This is a genomic window from Microbulbifer okhotskensis (genome assembly GCF_023895975.1).
Taxonomy (GTDB): Bacteria; Pseudomonadota; Gammaproteobacteria; order Pseudomonadales; family Cellvibrionaceae; genus Microbulbifer; species Microbulbifer okhotskensis.
On record NZ_JALBWM010000081.1, the window covers coordinates 1 to 18,883 of the forward strand.

Sequence of the window (18,883 nt, forward strand, 5' to 3'; positions counted from 1 at the left end):
CTGGCCGTGGTTCCTACCTATTTCGCCCCCTAAAACTGTCCGAAGTATTGGTACCCTAAAACGCGCCCTGGAATATATTTTTAGCTTTCTAGCGAAAAATCATAAGAGGGTAGGCTGATAAATACAGCCTGAAATTACATTTAAATCAGATGGACTGTTGGTTGCTTGCGATGAATAGCTGAAGGTTAGAATAGTCAATCATATTGCTCACCTTACAGCTACCCGGTGGCCGGCTGAGATTCTGCATACTGGTGGTGAAACGTTAAATTGATAGGTTATATTTCCTTATTGGCGAGGGGGATGTTTGATGCTAGGCTAGCTGCTGATGCCAAGTCAGTGTTAGTAATCCCTAATTGATCTCGTCTTACTTAAGTAATCGGCCCAAGGATTGGTGGTGTTATGGTAAGAGTATTAACTGGCCAGATATTCCTTTGGAGTGTCATGCTAAAAAAGGGGCTGCTACAGTTTTTGGTTACCAAAAGCCATGTATGCGAATAGCGAATTGGTTGGTCCTATCATCAAGGAATCTATTGTTTCCTAAAGTCACATTTAACATCACGCGTACTTTAGGGTTGAAATAATAGTTAAATCCAAATACGAAGTTGCTGGCCTTCATGTTATATATGTCCTTGTTCTCGATGGACTGAAACCGGGCGGTTATCTCGAGAGCACCTGCAGGTGGAATAGGTTTTATAGATTTAAAAACGCCTCTTTTTTCATTGTATGGTTTATGTTCACCGGTTACTGCCCAGCTACCCGTGATATACCAAGTTCGAACATCCTGATCCCCTATAAAGCAACCGAAGAAGGGGTCACACAGAAATTCAGGTGGGGCGCCAAATAGTTCTTCAAAAGTGAGTTCGGAGAGAAAATAATCGCCAGAAAAATTACCAAATGCATATTCTGATTGGAGATAAAACGGTCCATAGGTTCCGGCCAGCTCTAATCCTGTAAAATGTACCTTCCCTTCAGGGCTGCCGAGATAAAATTCCTCATCGCCAAATTCTCCAAAGAAAAGATCATCACCTCCAGGGCTTAGGGCAATTAACTGGCCGAGGCCCCTGCGGCCGGAGTATTCGACAAAAGCGGTGCGAGGAAGGGTGAACCTATTGGGATTTTCGTAGCTCAGCGATGCGCCAAGGTGAAGCGTGCTGATTGGGTCATTGATAGGAGCCCAGGTAAATCTTGATGCGAGACCGATACCTGAATTGCGTGGGGCACCAGGATTGCGCAGGTTAAATACATCAATGCCAAAAGTATGACAGCACCAATGAGTATGCCAGCCTAGCCCCTGTTGTCTGACTCGACCAAAATAAATTCCATCTGAGGCAAAAGGTCGCTCCATCATTAGGATATCGTTCTGACCGATAAGTTCACCAAGAGATCTGCTGGGTTTATAATTTCCTGTGATAAATTTGCCGTTAAAGATTTCAGTGTTTAAATAGACATCCAAAAGCCCGGCGGTTCCGGGGGTGGAGAAGTCGCGTTCCAGCTTGTATTCCCAATTCCACAGCCTTCCTTTCATTATCAAGCGTACTGCACGGAAGTCTGTGGTGTTTACGGGCTCATCTATATCCCGAAAAATAAAATAATCTTCATCTAGTTCAGAGTAAAACCTGTCATCTTTGTCAAAAATATAGCCGTCAAAGAAGATAATGCCGCCGAGTTCAGCATAAAAATTCCCGTCCTCAGAGATGATTTTTAATCCGCCGCTTGTTTCGGCTATATCGGCGATGGTGGGGTTGGATAAGATAATGCTGGCTAAGGCTAATTGCAGGCCGTAGCGTTTCATGTCACGCTCTCTGTTATGGTTGCCATTATTAATCAGATTGTGTCGCAGCAGTGTAGTAGTCAGTTACAGATACGTAAACCACAAAGTGGTAGTTGATCTAAGCCCTGATAAAGAGGTAAGGCAGTTGGAAAGCGGTGGGCGTGTTTTTAACATAAGCAGTTTGTTGGCATTAGGATGCTGGTGGTTTCAATACCTTAATTAAGTGTTTCAGTAGATTGCTTGGGCGGAGTGAATTAATGGGTGATTGCTTTATGATCACGTTATTCTTGAATGTGCCAGTGGTAATATCAGGGGCGTGATCATCAAGCTGGGAGGTGTGTGGATACAGTGAGAGATTGAATGTAGATGTGATGAGTAGTGTGGGCTGGTCAAATTAGTTCTGCAAATTATGTGAATATTTTTTCTGTCCGAGCCATAAGTGCTTAATAGGTATTACCCATAAAAAATTTGATGGTAATGTGAAAATCTCCGAACTCATTATTTTTTTTGGTGATTCCCGCCAACGATTGAATGTAGTCAAATACTGCGATGGCCTCCATGGTGTTTTTCTACCAATTTGTGAGTAAATATTTCACATCTACCCATTTTGGGTAGGTGACCCTCTTTGAGAGTTCTCTTATATTCTTCTGCTGCATCAAGGCTCCAATTATATTTCTATGTCATGGGTAGAGCACAAGCTATCTCTGGGTTTGGGTGAGATGCATTCAGGGATTGCTGATGGCTGCAGAGGTGTATTGTTCAATAAATACTCCTGTGAAGTGCTACCTGAGTGGAAATATATATTAATTAAGGTCACCTAATAGAATGTTAAAAGAGTTTTCAACTGTTTGTAATTTTAAAAGGGTAGCAGCCTCTTGCCGAATAATAGACCCATCACCGAGCACGAGCCAAGGATATTGCCTCGAAATATTACTTACCCGATGACAGATGTCCGACTTCGAATTTAGGGAAGGAAAATCGGTAATGAATACTAGAATAGGTTACCGGGAGTTGCCTTTGGTATATGCATGTTCCGGGTGCTCCAGCGCTGCGCAGTTAGCGAATAGGCTTGCAGTGAAGCTCGATCGTAATAGGCGCGCAGAAATGTCCTGTGTGGCTGGTGTGGGGGGCGATGTGGAGGCTCTGCTCAAGACCGCCAAATCCGGGCGTAAAAAAATTGTTTTGGATGGCTGTCCATTACACTGTGCTCTCAACTGCCTGCGGCGTCAGAGTATTGAGCCTGAGGTACATATAGATCTGTCCAGAGAAGGGGTCCGAAAAAAAATGCATGCAGACCCGTCTGAAGATGAAATAGAACACACTTGGAATACCGTGGTGATTCCTCGTCTGGCCACCATTACGGAGCCGTGAAGTTGGTGATTTCGGCCATTAAGGTTGTTAACTGCTGATGGTGACACTTCACCGTATGGCAGAGAGTACTGTAGAAATACTAAAAACAGAGGAAAGAATTGCTATGTCTTGGGGCGGTATAAAGTATGAACTTCGATTATGAACGTATAGGGATTAATCCATAGTGTGCTTTAAGGCGCGGAGCTTACTTCCAAGTCGATAATAACTCAAATATCGAACATTGCCGCCTGCATAGAGCAGAGAGAGAAACACTTTCCACAATGACGTATAGCGCGCTCCAGCGCACTCCGCAATATACGATGAGGCTGGAGCTGAAAGGTAACTTTTTATCGGATTTGGAGGGGAAATGCTGGCTGTCAAAAGATCAATTTCACAACTTGGCTATCGATTCGGCTGCAAAATATTGCCTCTGTTGCCCAGCTGGCCGGGTGAGGTGGCATTTATCAAACTGCTCAATACGCGGTTGTCAGAAGAGCTTCACGATGGGCTGTTCGATTTTCTCGATAATCAGGTACTGGAAGTCAATGTTACAGATCTGCAGATTCGCCTTCGGGTGAGTAAGCGCGATGCGGCCTTCGTGCGCGCGCTGGCAGATGTCGAGGCCGACTCGACTATCTCAGCCAATTTCGCCGATTTTCTTGCCATCGCCAGTGGACGTGAGGATCCGGACACGCTTTTTTTCCAACGCAGATTATGCCTCGGTGGCCAGACCGAAATCGGCTTGACGGTGAAAAATCGTCTGGATGCTTTTGATCGCAGTCGTATACCGCAGTGGGCTCTGCGCTGGCTGGAAGTGATTGCCGCTGAATTAGCGGTGATTACTCCGAAATATAGGGAATAACTATGGAACTTGTATGCCCGGCCGGAAGCCTTCCGGCACTGGAGGCCGCAATCGACAATGGTGCGGATGCGGTTTATATCGGCTTTAGCGACGAAACCAATGCGCGGAATTTTGGAGGCCTCAACTTCAACGATAAGAATGCACTGCGCGCTCTGGAGCGTATCCGCAACCGTGGCAGAAAACTGTATGTGGCTATCAATACCTATGCGAAGCCGGACAGCTTCACGCGCTGGCAGGCAGCAGTGGATCGCGCGGCGGGCCTCAATGCTGACGCTGTAATTCTGGCGGATATCGGTCTTATGGGGTATGCGCAAAGAAGGCACCCTGATTTGGCACTCCACCTGTCGGTGCAGGCATCAGCTACCAGCGCGCCAGCACTAGAATTCTATCGACAGCAATTTGGTATTCGCCGGGCAGTATTACCCAGGGTGTTGTCACTGAAGCAGGTTCAGCAGCTGACTGCCGCGAGCTGTGTGGAGCTGGAAGTCTTCGGCTTCGGCAGCCTCTGCATTATGGCTGAGGGGCGCTGCCATCTGAGTTCCTATATTACCGGTGAGTCGCCCAATAAGAATGGGGTTTGCTCCCCGGCCAAGGCGGTGGAGTGGCGGAAAGTAGCAAATGAACTGGAGACAAGATTAAACGGAGTCCTGATCGATCGATTCGCCGACCATGAAAATGCCGGCTATCCAACTCTGTGCAAGGGCAGGTTTATCGTCGATGGAAAGCGCCAGCACGCGCTTGAGGAGCCGACAAGTTTGAATAGTATGGCGCTGCTGCCGGAACTCAAAGCGGCCGGTATCAAGGCCATTAAGTTGGAGGGCAGGCAGCGAAGCCCCGCCTATGTCTCACAGGTGGTGCGTACCTGGCGTGAGGCAATTGATCAGGTGCTGCAGCACGGTGATGATTTCCTGGTAAAGGATCGCTGGCAAGAGACGCTGGCAAAAAATTCAGAAGGCAAGCAAACAACGCTGGGCGCTTATGATCGCCCCTGGCAGTAGAGGACACAAGATGCAGCTAGCTCTGGGACCAGCGCAATACTACTGGCGGCGTAACGATATCAATCACTTCTATGAAGCAATGTTATCGACACCGCTGGATATCATTTACCTGGGAGAAGTGGTGTGCGGTAAGAGACATGAGTTGCGGGCGGCGGATTGGCTGGAGCGTGCCCGGATACTGGCGGAGGCGACCGACAAGCAGATAGTCCTGTCAACACTGACGCTGCTGGAATCTAATGCCGACCTCAACTGGGTGCGGAAAATCTGCGATAACGGTAATTGGTTGGTTGAGGCCAACGATATGTCGGCAGTGCAGCTGTTATCCGAAGCTCGCCTGCCATTTACCTGCGGGCCGGCAGTCAATATTTACAATCACAAGGCAGTGGAACATTTGATGTCGATGGGTATGGTGCGCTGGACTGTGCCGGTGGAAATGGGTTCCCAGCAATTGTCTGGCGTGCTTAATGCTTGTGAGAAAAAACCTGAAGTAGAAGTGTTTGCCTACGGCCATATGCCTCTGGCCTATTCGGCGCGCTGCTTCACCGCCCGCCACCACGGACTCGACAAAGATAATTGTGCTTATCGCTGTATGGAATATCCCCATGGTTTGCCGCTGGCATCCCAGGAGGGGGAAGAGTTGTTCGTGATTAACGGTATTCAGACGCTGTCTGGGGAAGCGGTCAATCTGTTGTCTCATTACCCACAGCTATGTGAAAGGGGGATCGATATCCTGCGTCTGTCGCCGCAGTGGCAACAGATGGCTCCGATAATTGATGCTTTCGATCGCGCCCGGCGCGACGATTTGGACCCACAGCTATTGCCGCCGGGAGTCGATGGCTATTGGTGTGATCGCCCCGGCCTTGAATTGATTGCCCGCAGTGGTATTGCTACGTCGGAATGATGTATGAGTTGGGTGCTGGGTTAGGCACCGAGAGATTGCCAATTATTGGTAATCTCTCGGTTCTGTTGGGCATCGTTACTTCTGATTATTGTTGGAGCCGCGCTCCACATCGTAAAGCAAGCCGTGGCGAGCGGAATAGAAGCTCCAGGTGATAACCAGGCAAATAATGTAAAAGATAAGGAATGCCCACAATGCGGCTGAGGGACCCCCGGTAATCTCTATTGATGAGCCGTATGCTTTGGGTATAAAAAATGCGCCATAAGCCGCAATCGCACTGGTAAAGGCAATAATGGCAGCGCTCTCACGGTCAACCTGACGCTTCTGTTCCTCATTGCCCAGGCTGGGCATAAGACGCGGAATTTCTTTGCCCATAATCACCGGGATCATCTGGAATGTAGAGGCATTGCCCACTCCAGTGAGGAAGAACAGTGCCATAAAGCAGGCGAAGAAGCCCCAGAAGGCGCCTCCCATTTCACTATTGGCAATGAAATAAATCACTCCCAATACCGCAATGATCATCCCGACAAAGGTCCAGAAAGTGACCCTGGCGCCGCCGTATTTGTCCGCCAACCAGCCACTGCCGGCGCGGCTGAGGGCACCCACCAGTGGACCCAGGAATACCAGTTGCAGTGCGTTGACTTCTGGAAACTGCAGCCGTGTCAGCAGCGGGAATCCGGCGGAGTAACCAATAAAACTGCCAAACGTGCCGGTATACAGAATGCACATCAGCCAGTTGTGTTTGCGCTTGAATATAACGGCCTGTTCCCCGAAGCTGGATTTTGCATCCGCTATATCATGCATGCCCAACCAGGCCGCTGCCGTTGCGGCAATAATCAGCGGAACCCAGATAAAGCCCGCATTCTGCACCCACAGTAGGGTGCCATCGTCAGCTTGCTGTGGATTCCCTCCCACGGCGCCAAAAATGCTGGCAGTAATGACCAGCGGCACCAGGAATTGCATCACCGACACCCCCAGGTTTCCGAGCCCGGCATTTAATGCCAGGGCATGGCCCTTTTCCTTTTTGGGGAAGAAGAAAGCAATATTTGCCATTGAGGAGGCGAAGTTGCCTCCCCCTAAACCACACAGCAGGGCCAGCACCAAGAAGATCAGAAAGGGGGTAGTCGGGTCCTGTACGGCGTAGCCCATGCCAATCGATGGCACCAGCAGTGATGCCGTCGATACGGCCGTCCATAGGCGCCCACCAAAGATGGGCACCATAAAGCTGTAAAATATTCTCAGTGTGGCCCCGGACAGGCCGGGCAGGGCAGCCAGCCAGAATAGCTGGGAGGAGCTGAAGTCAAAGCCGATAGCGGGCAGGCGTGCCACCACGACTGACCAGACCATCCACACCGCAAATGCCAGCAGCAATGCCGGGATTGAGATCCACAAGTTTTGCCGGGCGATGGCGCGGCCACGGGTTTCCCAGAATTCCTTATCTTCCGGGTTCCAGTCTTCAAGCACCCGGTCTTTGCTGGCCTCTTCCTTGGTTGGACGCAATTCTTCTATTTCATCAGCCTGCTCTGGACGCTTTTCCTCCGCCTGGATTGATAAGTGCATCCACACCAACGCGAATACCACCAGGGCAAAAAGAATTGCGAAGCAACTGGTGTAAATGCCTGTCAAATCCAGTGTGACACCAAAAAAAATCGGTAGTACAAAGCCGCCCAGCCCTCCGATCATACCCACCAGTCCACCGACAGAGCCGATATGCCGAGGGTAATATTCAGGAATGTGCTTATAGGTCGCCGCTTTGCCCAGGCTCATAAAGAAACCCAGCACGAACAACACCCCCACAAATGGCCAGAGGTCCATTTGGGTGCTGAAAGTGAGAGGCCCATTTTTAGTGGCGATAATGTATTGGGTCGGCGGGTAAGACAGCATCAGTAGGAGAAGCAGCGAGAAGCCAAATGTCCAGTACATTACGGTTCGCGCACCATGGCGGTCAGACAGGTGCCCGCCATAAGCTCTAAATAGTGATGCCGATAAAGAGAAGGTTGCGGCAGAAATGCCCGCAGTGCGCACATCCACTCCGTACACTTCGATCAGGTAGTTGGGCATCCACAGTGCCAAGGCGACAAAGCCGCCGAAGACAAAGAAGTAATACAGCGAAAACCGCCATACACGAATATCTTCCAGAGGCTTGAACTGCTCCGCAAATGAGGGAACCGGTTTGCCAGATTCCTTCTGGGCCACCCATTGCGGGTCATCTTTGGCGAGTATATAGAACGCGATCGCCATCAGCGCCAACGCTGCAGCCCAGATATAGGCCACCATATGCCAGCCGAAGGCTACCAGGATAAAGGGCGCTACAAATTTGGTGACTGCTGCTCCCACATTGCCAGCCCCGAAAATACCCAGTGCAGTGCCCTGGCGCTCGGGTTCAAACCAGCTCGCAACATAGGTGACGCCAATGATAAAAGAGCCCCCGGCAAGGCCAATGCCCAGTGCTGCCAGCAGGTACATGGGATAGGTGGAGGCGAATGTCAGCAGCCAGGTGGAAAGGGCGGTGAGTAGCATTTGCAGCGCGAAAACAAGACGACCGCCATAGCGCTCTGTCCATATACCGAGAACTAGGCGGGTGACAGAACCTGTGAGGACTGGCGTTGCAATAAGGAGACCGAATTCAGATTCGCTGATACCCAGCTCTTCTTTAATCGCGATGCCAATAATCGAAAAAATCGTCCAGACCGCAAAGCAGGCGGTAAAGGCGATAGTGCTCAAGCTGAGTGCCCGAACCTGGTCGGGCCGGGAGGCGGCAGGTAATGAAGCCATGATAGATTTTCCCTATCCCGAGGCTTAAGGAATCAATAGAAAAACAGCAATCAGTACACAGGCGATGGTCACAATTGCCCATACCAGTGGCCACAGGCGTTTTTTCTCGGGCTTGACGGAAACGGACTCCATCGGGTCATGCCCTTCCTGGTCCGGGCCATAGGTATCATCCCGTACGACGCGCAGGTCTGGGTTCAAGTGGGAGTCCTTGGGGGGAGTCTTTTCACTCATAGGGCAGGGCTCTCATCTATCGAGGCAGTTAAATCGAGTTGTACGCCCTCGATATGGGCAACGCTTGCCAGTTCACCAATATACTTGGAGGCGGAAGTGACCCAGGCGCGCGCTTCCAGCATGTCGAGGATCTTCTCCCTGGCTAGCTCGAATGGCAGTGTCTGTCCGTTAATACGGCGATGCAGGCGCACCAGATGCCAACCGAAACGACTGCGCACCGGCTCTCTCGCGGTACACCCCTCCGGCAGCGCTTCCAAAGCCAATTGTACGGCTTGATCCAGTTCGCCACGACGGACCTGGCCCAGTGAGCCATCCTGCCGGCCCGTTGGGCAGCCGGATAATTCACGGGCGGCTTCGGCAAAGTGCCTTGCATCGTCGCCTAATTCACCGGCGAGTTCATGCGCCTGTTGCTTTGCTTTGAGCCAACCACTGTCAGTGTCCTCTATTGGCTCAATCAGGATATGAGCTGCTTCGAACAAGTCTGGCGTAAGGAAGCGATGAGTATGCCCGGCGTAATAGCGCCGGCATTCCTCCTCGGTGACACAGGGCGGTGGTAGTTCCCGGTCCAGTAAGGCGCTTACCTCTACATCTTCTTCCGTCTCGATATGATCAGTAGCGATGGTTTGCTGCTGTTCATCGAGTGGGCAGGTACTTGTAACCTGCAGTAATAGTTCCCTGATAGCCAGTGCTCGTGCTGCACGGTGCCAGGCAGTTTCGCCGTCCGCTGCCGGGTGGTGCTGCATCTCCCGTGCAATTTCCTCAGCAGCAATTTCCACGCCATTGACTCGCACCGGTGCAAAAGCGGGCATCGGTGTAGGCGCATGTGCTGCCCCCGAGCCGCCGCCACAACCGCCGGTCTTACAGGCAGAGGGTAAGACCGGGTCATGAGGTGTTTCCCCGGTTGGGGTCGCAGGAAGCTCGATATACTGTATGGCGTTGTCTTTGCTCATGATGAGCCTTTACTTGGGTGTTGGGCTTGTTGGATGAGGTGTGGTGGATTCGGGTATCGGTGTCGTAGTCTTACGAGCCAGTTTTCTCGATCTCACTATTTGGTAGCCGGGGCGCAACACATAGGCAAAGGGGGCGCTCCAGATGTGCACCAAGCGTGTGAAGGGGGTTATCAGGAACAGTGTTAGCCCTAGCACAATATGTATCTTGTAGACGAGCTGAGTATTGATAATCAATTCAGCTGCAGAGGGGGTAAACGTGAGTATGCCCTGGGCCCAGCCCATAAATAACACCATTTCCTTGCCGCTCAGGTGGTCCATGGTCCAGATGGTAGTGGCCAGTCCAATAAACAGTTGCAGCCATATCAGAACGAGAACCAGGATGTCACCGACAGAGGAGCTGTGGCGGATGCGTGCATAAAAAAGTCGTCGATGCAGCAGAATGCTGCAGCCGATAAATCCGGCTATTCCGGCAAGGCCGCCAACGATCAGTGCCATTAGCTGCTTGAAGCCGTGGCTCACGCCAAAATAATCAAAAACCCCAATGGGAGTCAGCAGGCCAACAAAGTGGCCGACAAACAGTATTAGGATTCCCAGGTGGAGCAGATTGGAACCCAGCATCATCTGCTTGCGGTGCAGGAACTGAGACGACTGTGAGCGCCAACTGTACTGGCCCTTGTCGAAGCGGATGATGCTACCCAACACCAGTACAGTGAGGGCGACATAGGGGTACCAGCCAAACAATAAGTAGTTGATGACGCTGTGCATGGTGTCTGTCGCAATTATCTCTTAGGTGGCTCTCTAAACTCTTTTACGTATCGCTGGAAGACAGAATCAGTTTGCCGGCGGCTTTCAGTCGCGCGATGATGCCTCGCTCTGTCACCTTGTGTTCAGGTGTCATAAAAGTAACCGGTTTTTCTTCCCATTCTTCATCCACAGAAGCTTCCGCGGCCTGTTGGTTTCGCGCCAGTAATTCCTGCACCGCCTGGGCATCGGGCTGTTGGCCAGCGAGCCTGATTAATAGGTGAAATATCCCTGCATAGGCTGACTTACGTTCATCGAGGCGCTTTGCCAGTGCTGCGAAAACATGGGCGGGCCGTGATAGCCAGTCACGGATTTCGGCTTCTGGCAGGCAGGAAGCAAACTCCAGGAAAATCGGGATAAAGTCTGGTAACTCATCGCGCTGCAGGAAGCAACCGTGCGCGATGTACTCTTCGCCCAGGTCGAGCATGGCCTGGCCGCGTTCGCGACTTTCGCCGTGAATATGCTCAAAAAAATGCAGGGAAAGGGTACGGGAGTTGTCGAACACATCGCTGTAGGTCACTTGTAATCCGAGCAGGTCCTGCTGTAAAAAACTGCGTAGCAACGGCTCAAGCATGGCGCGGTCTGTGCTGGACAGTAGCTTTTCGCTTTCCAGCGTTTCGCGAATCTCGGCAATGTGTGCTTTCAGGGATTCACTGGGGTAGTCCAGTAGCAATGCCAGAGCGCGTAATATCCTTTTCATTAGGGAGTATCCGTATAGCGTTTGCCGGGCATACGTTTGGGGCCGCCAAATAGGTCGAGTTTGGTGCTTCCGTTGTGCGGCTCGGTAAAGCTAAAGCCCATAGCGCCGCGCAGGTGGTAGGCGTTTTCTTCGGATTCGCGGTGGTTGGTAGGGATTACATAGCGATCCTCGTAGGCCGCGAGCGCCATATAGCGGTACATGTCTTCAATAGTTGTTCGGCTGAGACCCACACTTTCCGGGATACTCTCATCGGTTATTCCATCTACCGTTTTGGCGCGCATATAGGCGCGCATCGCCAACATCCGTTCCAGCGCGCGGGCTACTGGTGCTTCGTCGCCAGCAGTGAGCAGGTTGGCCAGGTAGCGTAGAGGGATGCGCAACGAGTTGACGTCCGGCATGCCATGGTTCACGGCGATCTTGCCAGCCTCGGCGGCAGATTGGATTGGCGAAAGCGGCGGTATATACCAGACCATCGGCAGGGTGCGGTATTCCGGGTGTAAGGGGAAAGCCACCTCCCAGTCCATCACCATTTTGTACACGGGTGATTGGGTTGCCGCATCCAACCATGCTTGGGGGATACCATCGCGGATGGCTTGTTCCTGAATGGCGGGGTCGTGAGGATTGAGGAAGATATCCCGTTGTGCCGGGTACAGATCCTTTTCATTTTCTACGGAAGCGGCTTTCTCGATCCGATCGGCGTCGTACAGCAGAACGCCCAGGTAACGGATGCGACCGACACAGGTTTCCGAGCATACCGTGGGCATGCCAGCCTCTATCCTGGGGTAGCAGAAAATGCACTTCTCGGATTTACCGGTGGACCAGTTGTAATAGATTTTTTTATAGGGACAGCCAGAAACGCACATACGCCAGCCGCGGCACTTGCCCTGGTCGATCAGGACAATGCCGTCCTCCTCACGTTTGTAAATTGCGCCCGAGGGGCAGGAGGCTACACAGGAAGGATTCAGACAGTGCTCACAAAGCCTGGGCAGGTACATCAGGAAGGTCTGCTCGAACTGGCTGTAGATTTCTTTTTCGACACCGTCGAAATTGTAATCCTTTGAGCGTGCACTGAATTCGCCTCCCAGGTCATCCTCCCAGTTGCCGCTCCATTCGATTTTTGTCATAACATCACCGGTCACCAGCGAACGGGGCTTAGCCGAGGGTTGTGCTTGTAGTTCCGGGGCTTTCTGTAGCCAGTCGTATTCAAAGGTGTAGGGCTCATAGAAATCATCAATTTCCGGCAGGTCCGGGTTGGCAAAAATATTGGATAGCAGACGCCATTTAGAGCCTGCACGGGGTTGGAGTTTGCCATTTTTTTTACGAATCCAGCCGCCGTTCCAACGCTTCTGGTTTTCCCAGTCTTTTGGGTAGCCGACCCCCGGCTTGGATTCCACGTTGTTAAACCAGGCGTACTCGACACCCTCACGGTTGGTCCATACGTTCTTGCAGGTAATCGAACAGGTATGGCAGCCTATACATTTGTCGAGATTCAGGACCATCCCAATCTGGGCGCGGATTTTCATTGCTGCTTCCTGCGTTTCTGTCGGCGAACTTGCACGTCAATATCCAAATCCATAAGAACTCACATAATTATTGTGATCGGGCAGTAGTAAGAATGCGGCCGTTCAAGTTGCAGCCGGTTGCACTTCCTTATCAAACCAATTGATTTCATTCATTTTGCGCACCACTACAAACTGGTCCCGGTTGGCGCCGACGGTGCCGTAGTAATTGAAACCATAGGCAAGCTGGCAGTAGCCGCCGATCATATGAGTGGGTTTCATATTGATCCGGGTGACTGAATTGTGGATACCGCCGCGTTGATTGGTAATTTCTGAGCCCACGGTATTAACGATTTTTTCCTGGGCGTGGTACATGATGGCTGAGCCCGTCATGATGCGCTGCGAGACGACAGCGCGGGCGGTCAGAGCGCCATTGATATTGAAAGCCTCGATCCAGTCGTTATCCCTGATCCCGGCTTTTTGCGCATCTTCCTCACTGATCCACACCACCGGACCGCCCCGGTTGAGGCTCAGCATGATCAGGTTTTCAGTATAGGTAGAGTGAATTCCCCATTTCTGATGGGGGGTCAGAATGTTGAGCTGGATTTCAGGATTGCCATTGGGGATTTTCCCCAACACCTGTTTAACAGAGCGAGTATCGATGGGTGGCCGCCAGGTTACGAAGCCCTCCCCGAACGCTCGCATCCAGGTATGGTCTTGGTACAGTTGTTGACGTCCGGTGATGGTGCGCCAGGGAATCAGCTCGTGCACATTGGTCCAGTTGGAGGTGTAGGAAACGTGTTCGCTCTCGATACCGGACCAGGTGGGTGAGGAAATGATTTTTCGGGGTTGCGATACCACATCGCGAAAACGAATTTTTTCTTCTTCCTTACCCTCTGCCAGGTGTTCGTGGTCTCGGCCGGTATTTTTGCCCAGCGCCTGCCACGCCTTTACCGCGACTTCACCGTTGGTTTCCGGTGCCAGCATCAGGATAGTTTCACAGGCCTCGATATCGGTTTCGATTTTAGGGCGTCCAGCGCATTCGCCCGTTTTAATCGTGCCGTTGAGTTTGGCCAGATTTTCAATTTCGGTATCGGTGTTCCAGTTGAGCCCCTTGCCTCCATTGCCCTTTTTTTCCAGTTCCGGACCAATAGCCGTAAAGCGCTCATAAGTGGCGGGAAAATTTCGTTCTACTAGGGCAATACTGGGCATGGACACGCCAGGTACAGGATCGCATTCGCCGCGTTTCCAGTCCTTGGGTTCGTAGGGCTGAGCAATCTCACCGGGGCTGTCATGCTGGATGGGCGTCATCACCAGATCCTGCTCAACGCCGAGCACCTCCGGACATATTTCTGAGAACTTCTTGGCGATACCTTTGAAAATATCCCAGTCACTGCGACACTCCCAAACCGGGTCCACCGCAGCGGTCAGAGGGTGGATAAAGGGGTGCATATCTGAGGTGTTGAGGTCGTGTTTTTCGTACCAGGTGGCGGTAGGCAGCACTATGTCGCTATAGAGGCTGGTGGTCGACATGCGGAAATCGATATTGACCATTAGGTCCAGCTTGCCGGCGGGGGCCTTGTCGTGCCATTTGACCTCAGAGGGCCGCCCCTCGTCGGAGGTGTTCTCTTCGCCCACCACGCCGTGCAATGAGCCGATAAAGTGTTTGAGAAAATATTCATGACCCTTGCCGCTGGCACCAAGCACATTGGAGCGCCAGAAGAACATATTGCGCGGCCAATTCTGAGGGTTGTCCGGGTCCTCAGAGGCAAACTCCAATTCGCCGGATTGTAACTTCCTGGGAATAGCTTCTGCCGGGGATTCCCCGGCTTCGATGAGCTGGCTGGCAACCTGTAGTGGGTTAGTGCTCAGTTGTGGGGCGGATGGCAACCAGCCCATGCGCTCGGCGCGCACGTTGTAGTCGATGATCTCCTGGCTCCAGTCTCCCTCCGGGGCGAGCGGGGAAAGGATATCGGATACTTTCAGTGACTCGTAACGCCATTGGTTGGTGTGGGCATAGAAAAACGAGGTGCCATTCATATGGCGCGGCGGGCGATTCCAATCCAGGGCAAATGCCAGTGGCAGCCAGCCGGTTTGCGGGCGCAGTTTTTCCTGCCCGACATAATGTGCCCAACCACCGCCCGATTTACCCACGCAGCCGCACATGATCAGCAGCGCAATAATGCCGCGATAACTCATGTCCATGTGATACCAGTGATTGAGTCCGGCACCCAGGATTACCATGGAGCGACCTTCGGTAACCTCAGCATTGGTGGCAAATTCTTGTGCAACATGGATGATGGCATCGCGCTTCACACCACAAACCGATTCGGCCCAGGCTGGGGTGAAAGGTAGATCGTCATTGTAATCTCGCGCTACATTGTCGCCACCGAATCCGCGATCGACACCGTAGTTGGCAAGAAACAGATCGAATGTGGAAGCCACCTGGCAGGGGCCATCTTTCAACTTGACCGTCGTTACCGGTACGGTGCGTGCCAGGATGGTGTCGTGCCCGGTTGCGACAAAGGTTTCGGGGGCGTCGGCACCAAAATAGGGGAATGCAACGGCTGCTCGGCGATCGGAGATTTTCTCCAGGCTCAAGGCCAGCTTGGTATCGCGACCCTGGCCATCCTTTTCCTCGAGGTTCCATTTGCCTTGCTGGCCCCAGCGGAACCCGGCACTGCCGTTAGGGCAGACAATATCGCCACTGGATTCGTCGAAAGCAACCGGCTTCCAATCGGGGTTATTGTCCTCACCAAATGCGCCGTTAAAGTCGGCTGCCCGCAGTAGGCGATCTGGTACCAGTCGGCCATCGCGCTCTACTAGTTTTACCAGGAATGGCATATCGGTGAATTGCCGGGCATAGTCCATAAAATACGGAACCTGACGCTTCACATAGTACTCGGTAAGCACGACATGCCCGAGTGCCAGCGCTAGGGCGGCATCCGTTCCCTGTTTGGGGTGTAGCCACAGATCGGCAAATTTACAGGCCTCACTATAGTCCGGAGAAACCACCACGCTTTTGGTGCCCTTGTAGCGCACCTCGGTATAAAAGTGCGCATCCGGTGAGCGGGTCTGCGGGACATTTGATCCCCACACCAGCAGATAGCCGGAGTTGTACCAGTCGGCGCTCTCGGGGACATCGGTTTGCTCACCCCAGGTCTGGGGCGAGGAGGGGGGGAGATCACAGTACCAATCGTAAAAGCTCAGCAGTACACCGCCGATAAGAGACAAGTAGCGACTGCCGGCGGCATAAGAAACCATCGACATAGCGGGGATGGGGGAGAATCCAGCCACCCGATCGGGTCCGTATTTATGGATGGTATAGGCATTGGCTGCAGCGATAATCTCATTGACTTCATCCCAGCCAATACGCACGAAACCGCCGCGGCCGCGGCGGGAAACCCAGCTCTCACGGGTGTCCTGATCCTCGACGGTGGCGCGCCAGGCTGCGACAGGAGCTTTTGAGCTGCGCGCCTTGCGCCATGCCTCAACCAGCCGAGCTCTTACCAGCGGGTACTTCACCCGGGTGCCTGAATAAAGATACCAGCTGTAACTGGCGCCCCGTGGACAGCCCCGCGGTTCATGGTTGGGTAGGTCGGGTCGGGTACGGGGGTAGTCAGTTTGTTGGGTCTCCCAGGTGACAATGCCACCCTTTACATAGATTTTCCAGGAGCAGGAGCCGGTGCAATTAACCCCGTGGGTCGACCGCACAATTTTGTCAGCCGCCCAGCGCTTGCGATAGGCATCCTCCCAGTCTTGCGACTCACCTGTCGTAATCCCGTGAGCGTCAGAAAAGGTTTCAGTGCGTTGGCGAAAGAAGGTGAGACGGTCGAGAAAATGACTCATATGCAGTTCATCCATGAGCGCACAAGAGAATAAGCATTGCGCCTAGTGCCTAGAGGCTAGCTGAGTCTTTTGCTATTTCAAGATTGTTTTTCTTGAAACTCTTTATGGTATCTATAGCTGAGTAGAAACACTCTGAATGTGCGGGATAGGCGGGCTGATAAAAAATTCCGCAAAGACATAGGGCCATGCTTTATGGCACCCATGACTAAAGCGGCTTTCTGGAATAATGAAGGTTACTTAAAGATGTCTGGTGAAAACTGTCTGTTATCGATTTCAGAGGTGGCCACTGTTAATTCAATAGAATTACTCGCTGAGTTCTACTAAAGGATTCAGCTGACTTTTTAAAATTGAGTCTCTTTGGCCGTTCTGAGAAATAGATGACTTACTAGCCCTAACCACTTGTAAACACGGTCCACGAAGAAATTTCATGATCTTTTTTATAGTTAAGGCGTGCGGCCAACAAGAAAAGCCGATTGAATTTTTCAAAGTAACCACACCTTAATATCAACTCGGCTATCACAGCGGCGGATATTATCACCCTAGCGCCTTGACCAGTAATGCCTGCTGCAATTGCTTATCCTCAATTCCTGCCGGTCGTGGGATCTGTACAATATGGCCAGAACCTGGCGCCACATCCACGGCTTTGCCTTCGGTATTTTCCATCTGTTCTAACGGGAAAAATAAGCTACCACTAGGTGTCATCAATTCCATTTTATCACCGAGTTCAAAGCGATTTTTGACATCAATGGTTAAATATTTAGGGCTACCGTCAATAAGTTCGCCGACAAATAACTGGCCCGGTGTAGAGACCAAGCCCTTTTCATACTGCTGGTATTCTGCCGGTGGGTGGCGACGGTAAAAACCTTCGGTATAGCCACGGTTCGAAAGGGTTTCTAACTCATCCATCATCTTCATATCAAAGTCCCTGCCTGCAGCAGCATCGTCAATAGCGCGACGGTAAATCTGTGCAGTGCGGGCCACATAATAGTGGGACTTGGTGCGGCCTTCTATCTTTAGGGAGTGAACGCCCATCTCGGTAAGGCGCTTCACGTGTTGCACTGCCCGCAGGTCTTTGGAATTCATGATATAGGTGCCGTGCTCATCTTCGTAAGCAGGCATATATTCACCTGGACGCCCCTGTTCCTGCAACAAGAAGGCCTGTGAGTTACCGTCACTGACTGGGTTGGGCCCCTGGGTTTGCACATGAATTAATTCGCCAACTTCGTTTTCTTTGGCTTCATGGGCTTGGTACTGCCAGCGACAGGAGTTGGTGCAGGCGCCTTGATTGGCATCCCGGTGGGTCATATAGCCCGATAGCAAGCAACGCCCCGAGTAAGCGATACAGAGGGCGCCGTGTACAAAGACCTCCAGCTCCATCTCGGGGACTTTCTGGCGAATTTCTTCGATTTCTTCGATTGATAGCTCTCGAGACAGTATTACCCGGGATAGCCCCTGACGGTGCCAGAATTTTACCGTCGCATAGTTAACAGCATTGGCCTGTACCGATAGATGTACGGGTAGTTCTGGCCAGCGTTCCCTCACCATCATAATCAGGCCAGGATCTGACATAATCAGAGCATCTGGGCCAATTTCGACAATCTCTTCCAGATCGCGCAGATAGCTGCGTACTTTATCGTTGTGGGCAGCAATATTGGAGGCAATGTAGAACTGCTTCCCTTGCTGGTGCGCCTCTTCTATACCCTGGCGGAGGGTTTCAATATTTTTGAACTCGTTATTACGTACCCGCAAGCTGTAACGGGGCTGACCCGCATAAACAGCATCCGCCCCATAGGCAAACGCGTATCGCATATTTTTTAGGGTCCCTGCGGGGGACAGTAATTCAGGTTTAAACACGGAAAAACTCATTGTGGAATAGACGGACGCGTTCGCATATTACCGGCATAGAAAACGCCTGCCAATGGCACAGGGGGACACTTCAAAGGTGTATTTATTTTTTCTGTATTTTGGTGGTTTTAATGGGGTTAAGTTTGTATATATTGATGTAGGTCAATTGATGTTGACATTGGAGTGATAAACTTTTATGCGGAGGGGCTCTATGCTCATCAGTATCATTGAATAATTGACATCTAGCCCCAAGTAGCGCCGCCTACCTTATATTAATTCTGTAAGACCTGCTGATAGCCTTTCAATTGCTAGCTGGAAACGTCGAAAGTTCAATCAGCACCTTATGGATAGACT

The 18,883-nt window shown here is 51.7% G+C and carries 13 protein-coding genes; 4 read left to right on the forward strand and 9 right to left on the reverse strand.

The features are described 5' to 3' along the window. Positions 1–472: 472 nt before the first annotated feature. A complete protein-coding gene (locus MO867_RS15670; RefSeq protein ID WP_252470796.1) occupies positions 473–1,792 on the reverse strand; it encodes an OprO/OprP family phosphate-selective porin in 1,320 nt (439 codons plus the stop codon). A gap of 963 nt (positions 1,793–2,755) precedes the next feature. On the opposite strand from MO867_RS15670, the gene MO867_RS15675 reads away from it, so the two are divergent. From MO867_RS15675 to MO867_RS15690, 4 genes are all read left to right on the forward strand, one after another. Further along, positions 2,756–3,142: a putative zinc-binding protein gene (locus MO867_RS15675; protein WP_256474098.1), complete on the forward strand. Its 387-nt coding sequence runs from the start codon at positions 2,756–2,758 to the stop codon at positions 3,140–3,142. A gap of 346 nt (positions 3,143–3,488) precedes the next feature. Next, positions 3,489–3,983: a ubiquinone anaerobic biosynthesis accessory factor UbiT gene (gene ubiT, locus MO867_RS15680; protein WP_252470798.1), complete on the forward strand. Its 495-nt coding sequence runs from the start codon at positions 3,489–3,491 to the stop codon at positions 3,981–3,983. Between the two features lie 2 nt (positions 3,984–3,985). Further along, positions 3,986–4,981, forward strand: coding sequence for a ubiquinone anaerobic biosynthesis protein UbiU (gene ubiU / locus MO867_RS15685; protein ID WP_252470800.1), 996 nt, complete (start codon positions 3,986–3,988; stop codon positions 4,979–4,981). A 10-nt stretch (positions 4,982–4,991) separates the two neighbouring features. Continuing rightward, positions 4,992–5,882 carry a U32 family peptidase gene (locus tag MO867_RS15690; protein ID WP_252470802.1) on the forward strand — a complete coding sequence of 297 codons (891 nt, stop codon included), beginning with the start codon at positions 4,992–4,994 and terminating at the stop codon, positions 5,880–5,882. A 75-nt stretch (positions 5,883–5,957) separates the two neighbouring features. On the opposite strand, the gene MO867_RS15695 is transcribed toward MO867_RS15690, so the two are convergent. From MO867_RS15695 to trhP, 8 genes are all read right to left on the reverse strand, one after another. Beyond that, positions 5,958–8,654, reverse strand: coding sequence for a nitrate/nitrite transporter (locus MO867_RS15695; protein WP_252470804.1), 2,697 nt, complete (start codon positions 8,652–8,654; stop codon positions 5,958–5,960). A gap of 24 nt (positions 8,655–8,678) precedes the next feature. After that, entirely contained in the window at positions 8,679–8,885 is a 207-nt protein-coding gene (locus MO867_RS15700) for a hypothetical protein (RefSeq protein WP_252470806.1), read from the reverse strand. Continuing rightward, the gene (locus MO867_RS15705; RefSeq protein ID WP_252470808.1) at positions 8,882–9,835 is read right to left on the reverse strand and encodes a peptidylprolyl isomerase; all 954 of its coding nucleotides are present in this window, start codon (positions 9,833–9,835) and stop codon (positions 8,882–8,884) included. Before MO867_RS15705 ends, MO867_RS15700 begins: the two co-directional genes overlap by 4 nt. 9 nt (positions 9,836–9,844) lie before the next feature. Beyond that, positions 9,845–10,600, reverse strand: coding sequence for a respiratory nitrate reductase subunit gamma (narI, locus tag MO867_RS15710; protein WP_252470810.1), 756 nt, complete (start codon positions 10,598–10,600; stop codon positions 9,845–9,847). Positions 10,601–10,643: 43 nt separating this feature from the next. Beyond that, positions 10,644–11,336, reverse strand: coding sequence for a nitrate reductase molybdenum cofactor assembly chaperone (narJ, locus tag MO867_RS15715; RefSeq protein ID WP_252470812.1), 693 nt, complete (start codon positions 11,334–11,336; stop codon positions 10,644–10,646). Next, a complete protein-coding gene (gene narH / locus MO867_RS15720) occupies positions 11,336–12,859 on the reverse strand; it encodes a nitrate reductase subunit beta (RefSeq protein WP_252470814.1) in 1,524 nt (507 codons plus the stop codon). The genes narJ and narH overlap by 1 nt, the downstream gene beginning before the upstream one ends. Before the next feature lie 102 nt (positions 12,860–12,961). After that, positions 12,962–16,684: a nitrate reductase subunit alpha gene (locus tag MO867_RS15725; RefSeq protein ID WP_252470816.1), complete on the reverse strand. Its 3,723-nt coding sequence runs from the start codon at positions 16,682–16,684 to the stop codon at positions 12,962–12,964. 534 nt (positions 16,685–17,218) lie between these two features. Then, complete coding sequence (gene trhP / locus MO867_RS15730; RefSeq protein WP_252470818.1) at positions 17,219–18,538, reverse strand: prephenate-dependent tRNA uridine(34) hydroxylase TrhP; 1,320 nt, start codon at positions 18,536–18,538, stop codon at positions 17,219–17,221. Positions 18,539–18,883 lie beyond the last annotated feature (345 nt).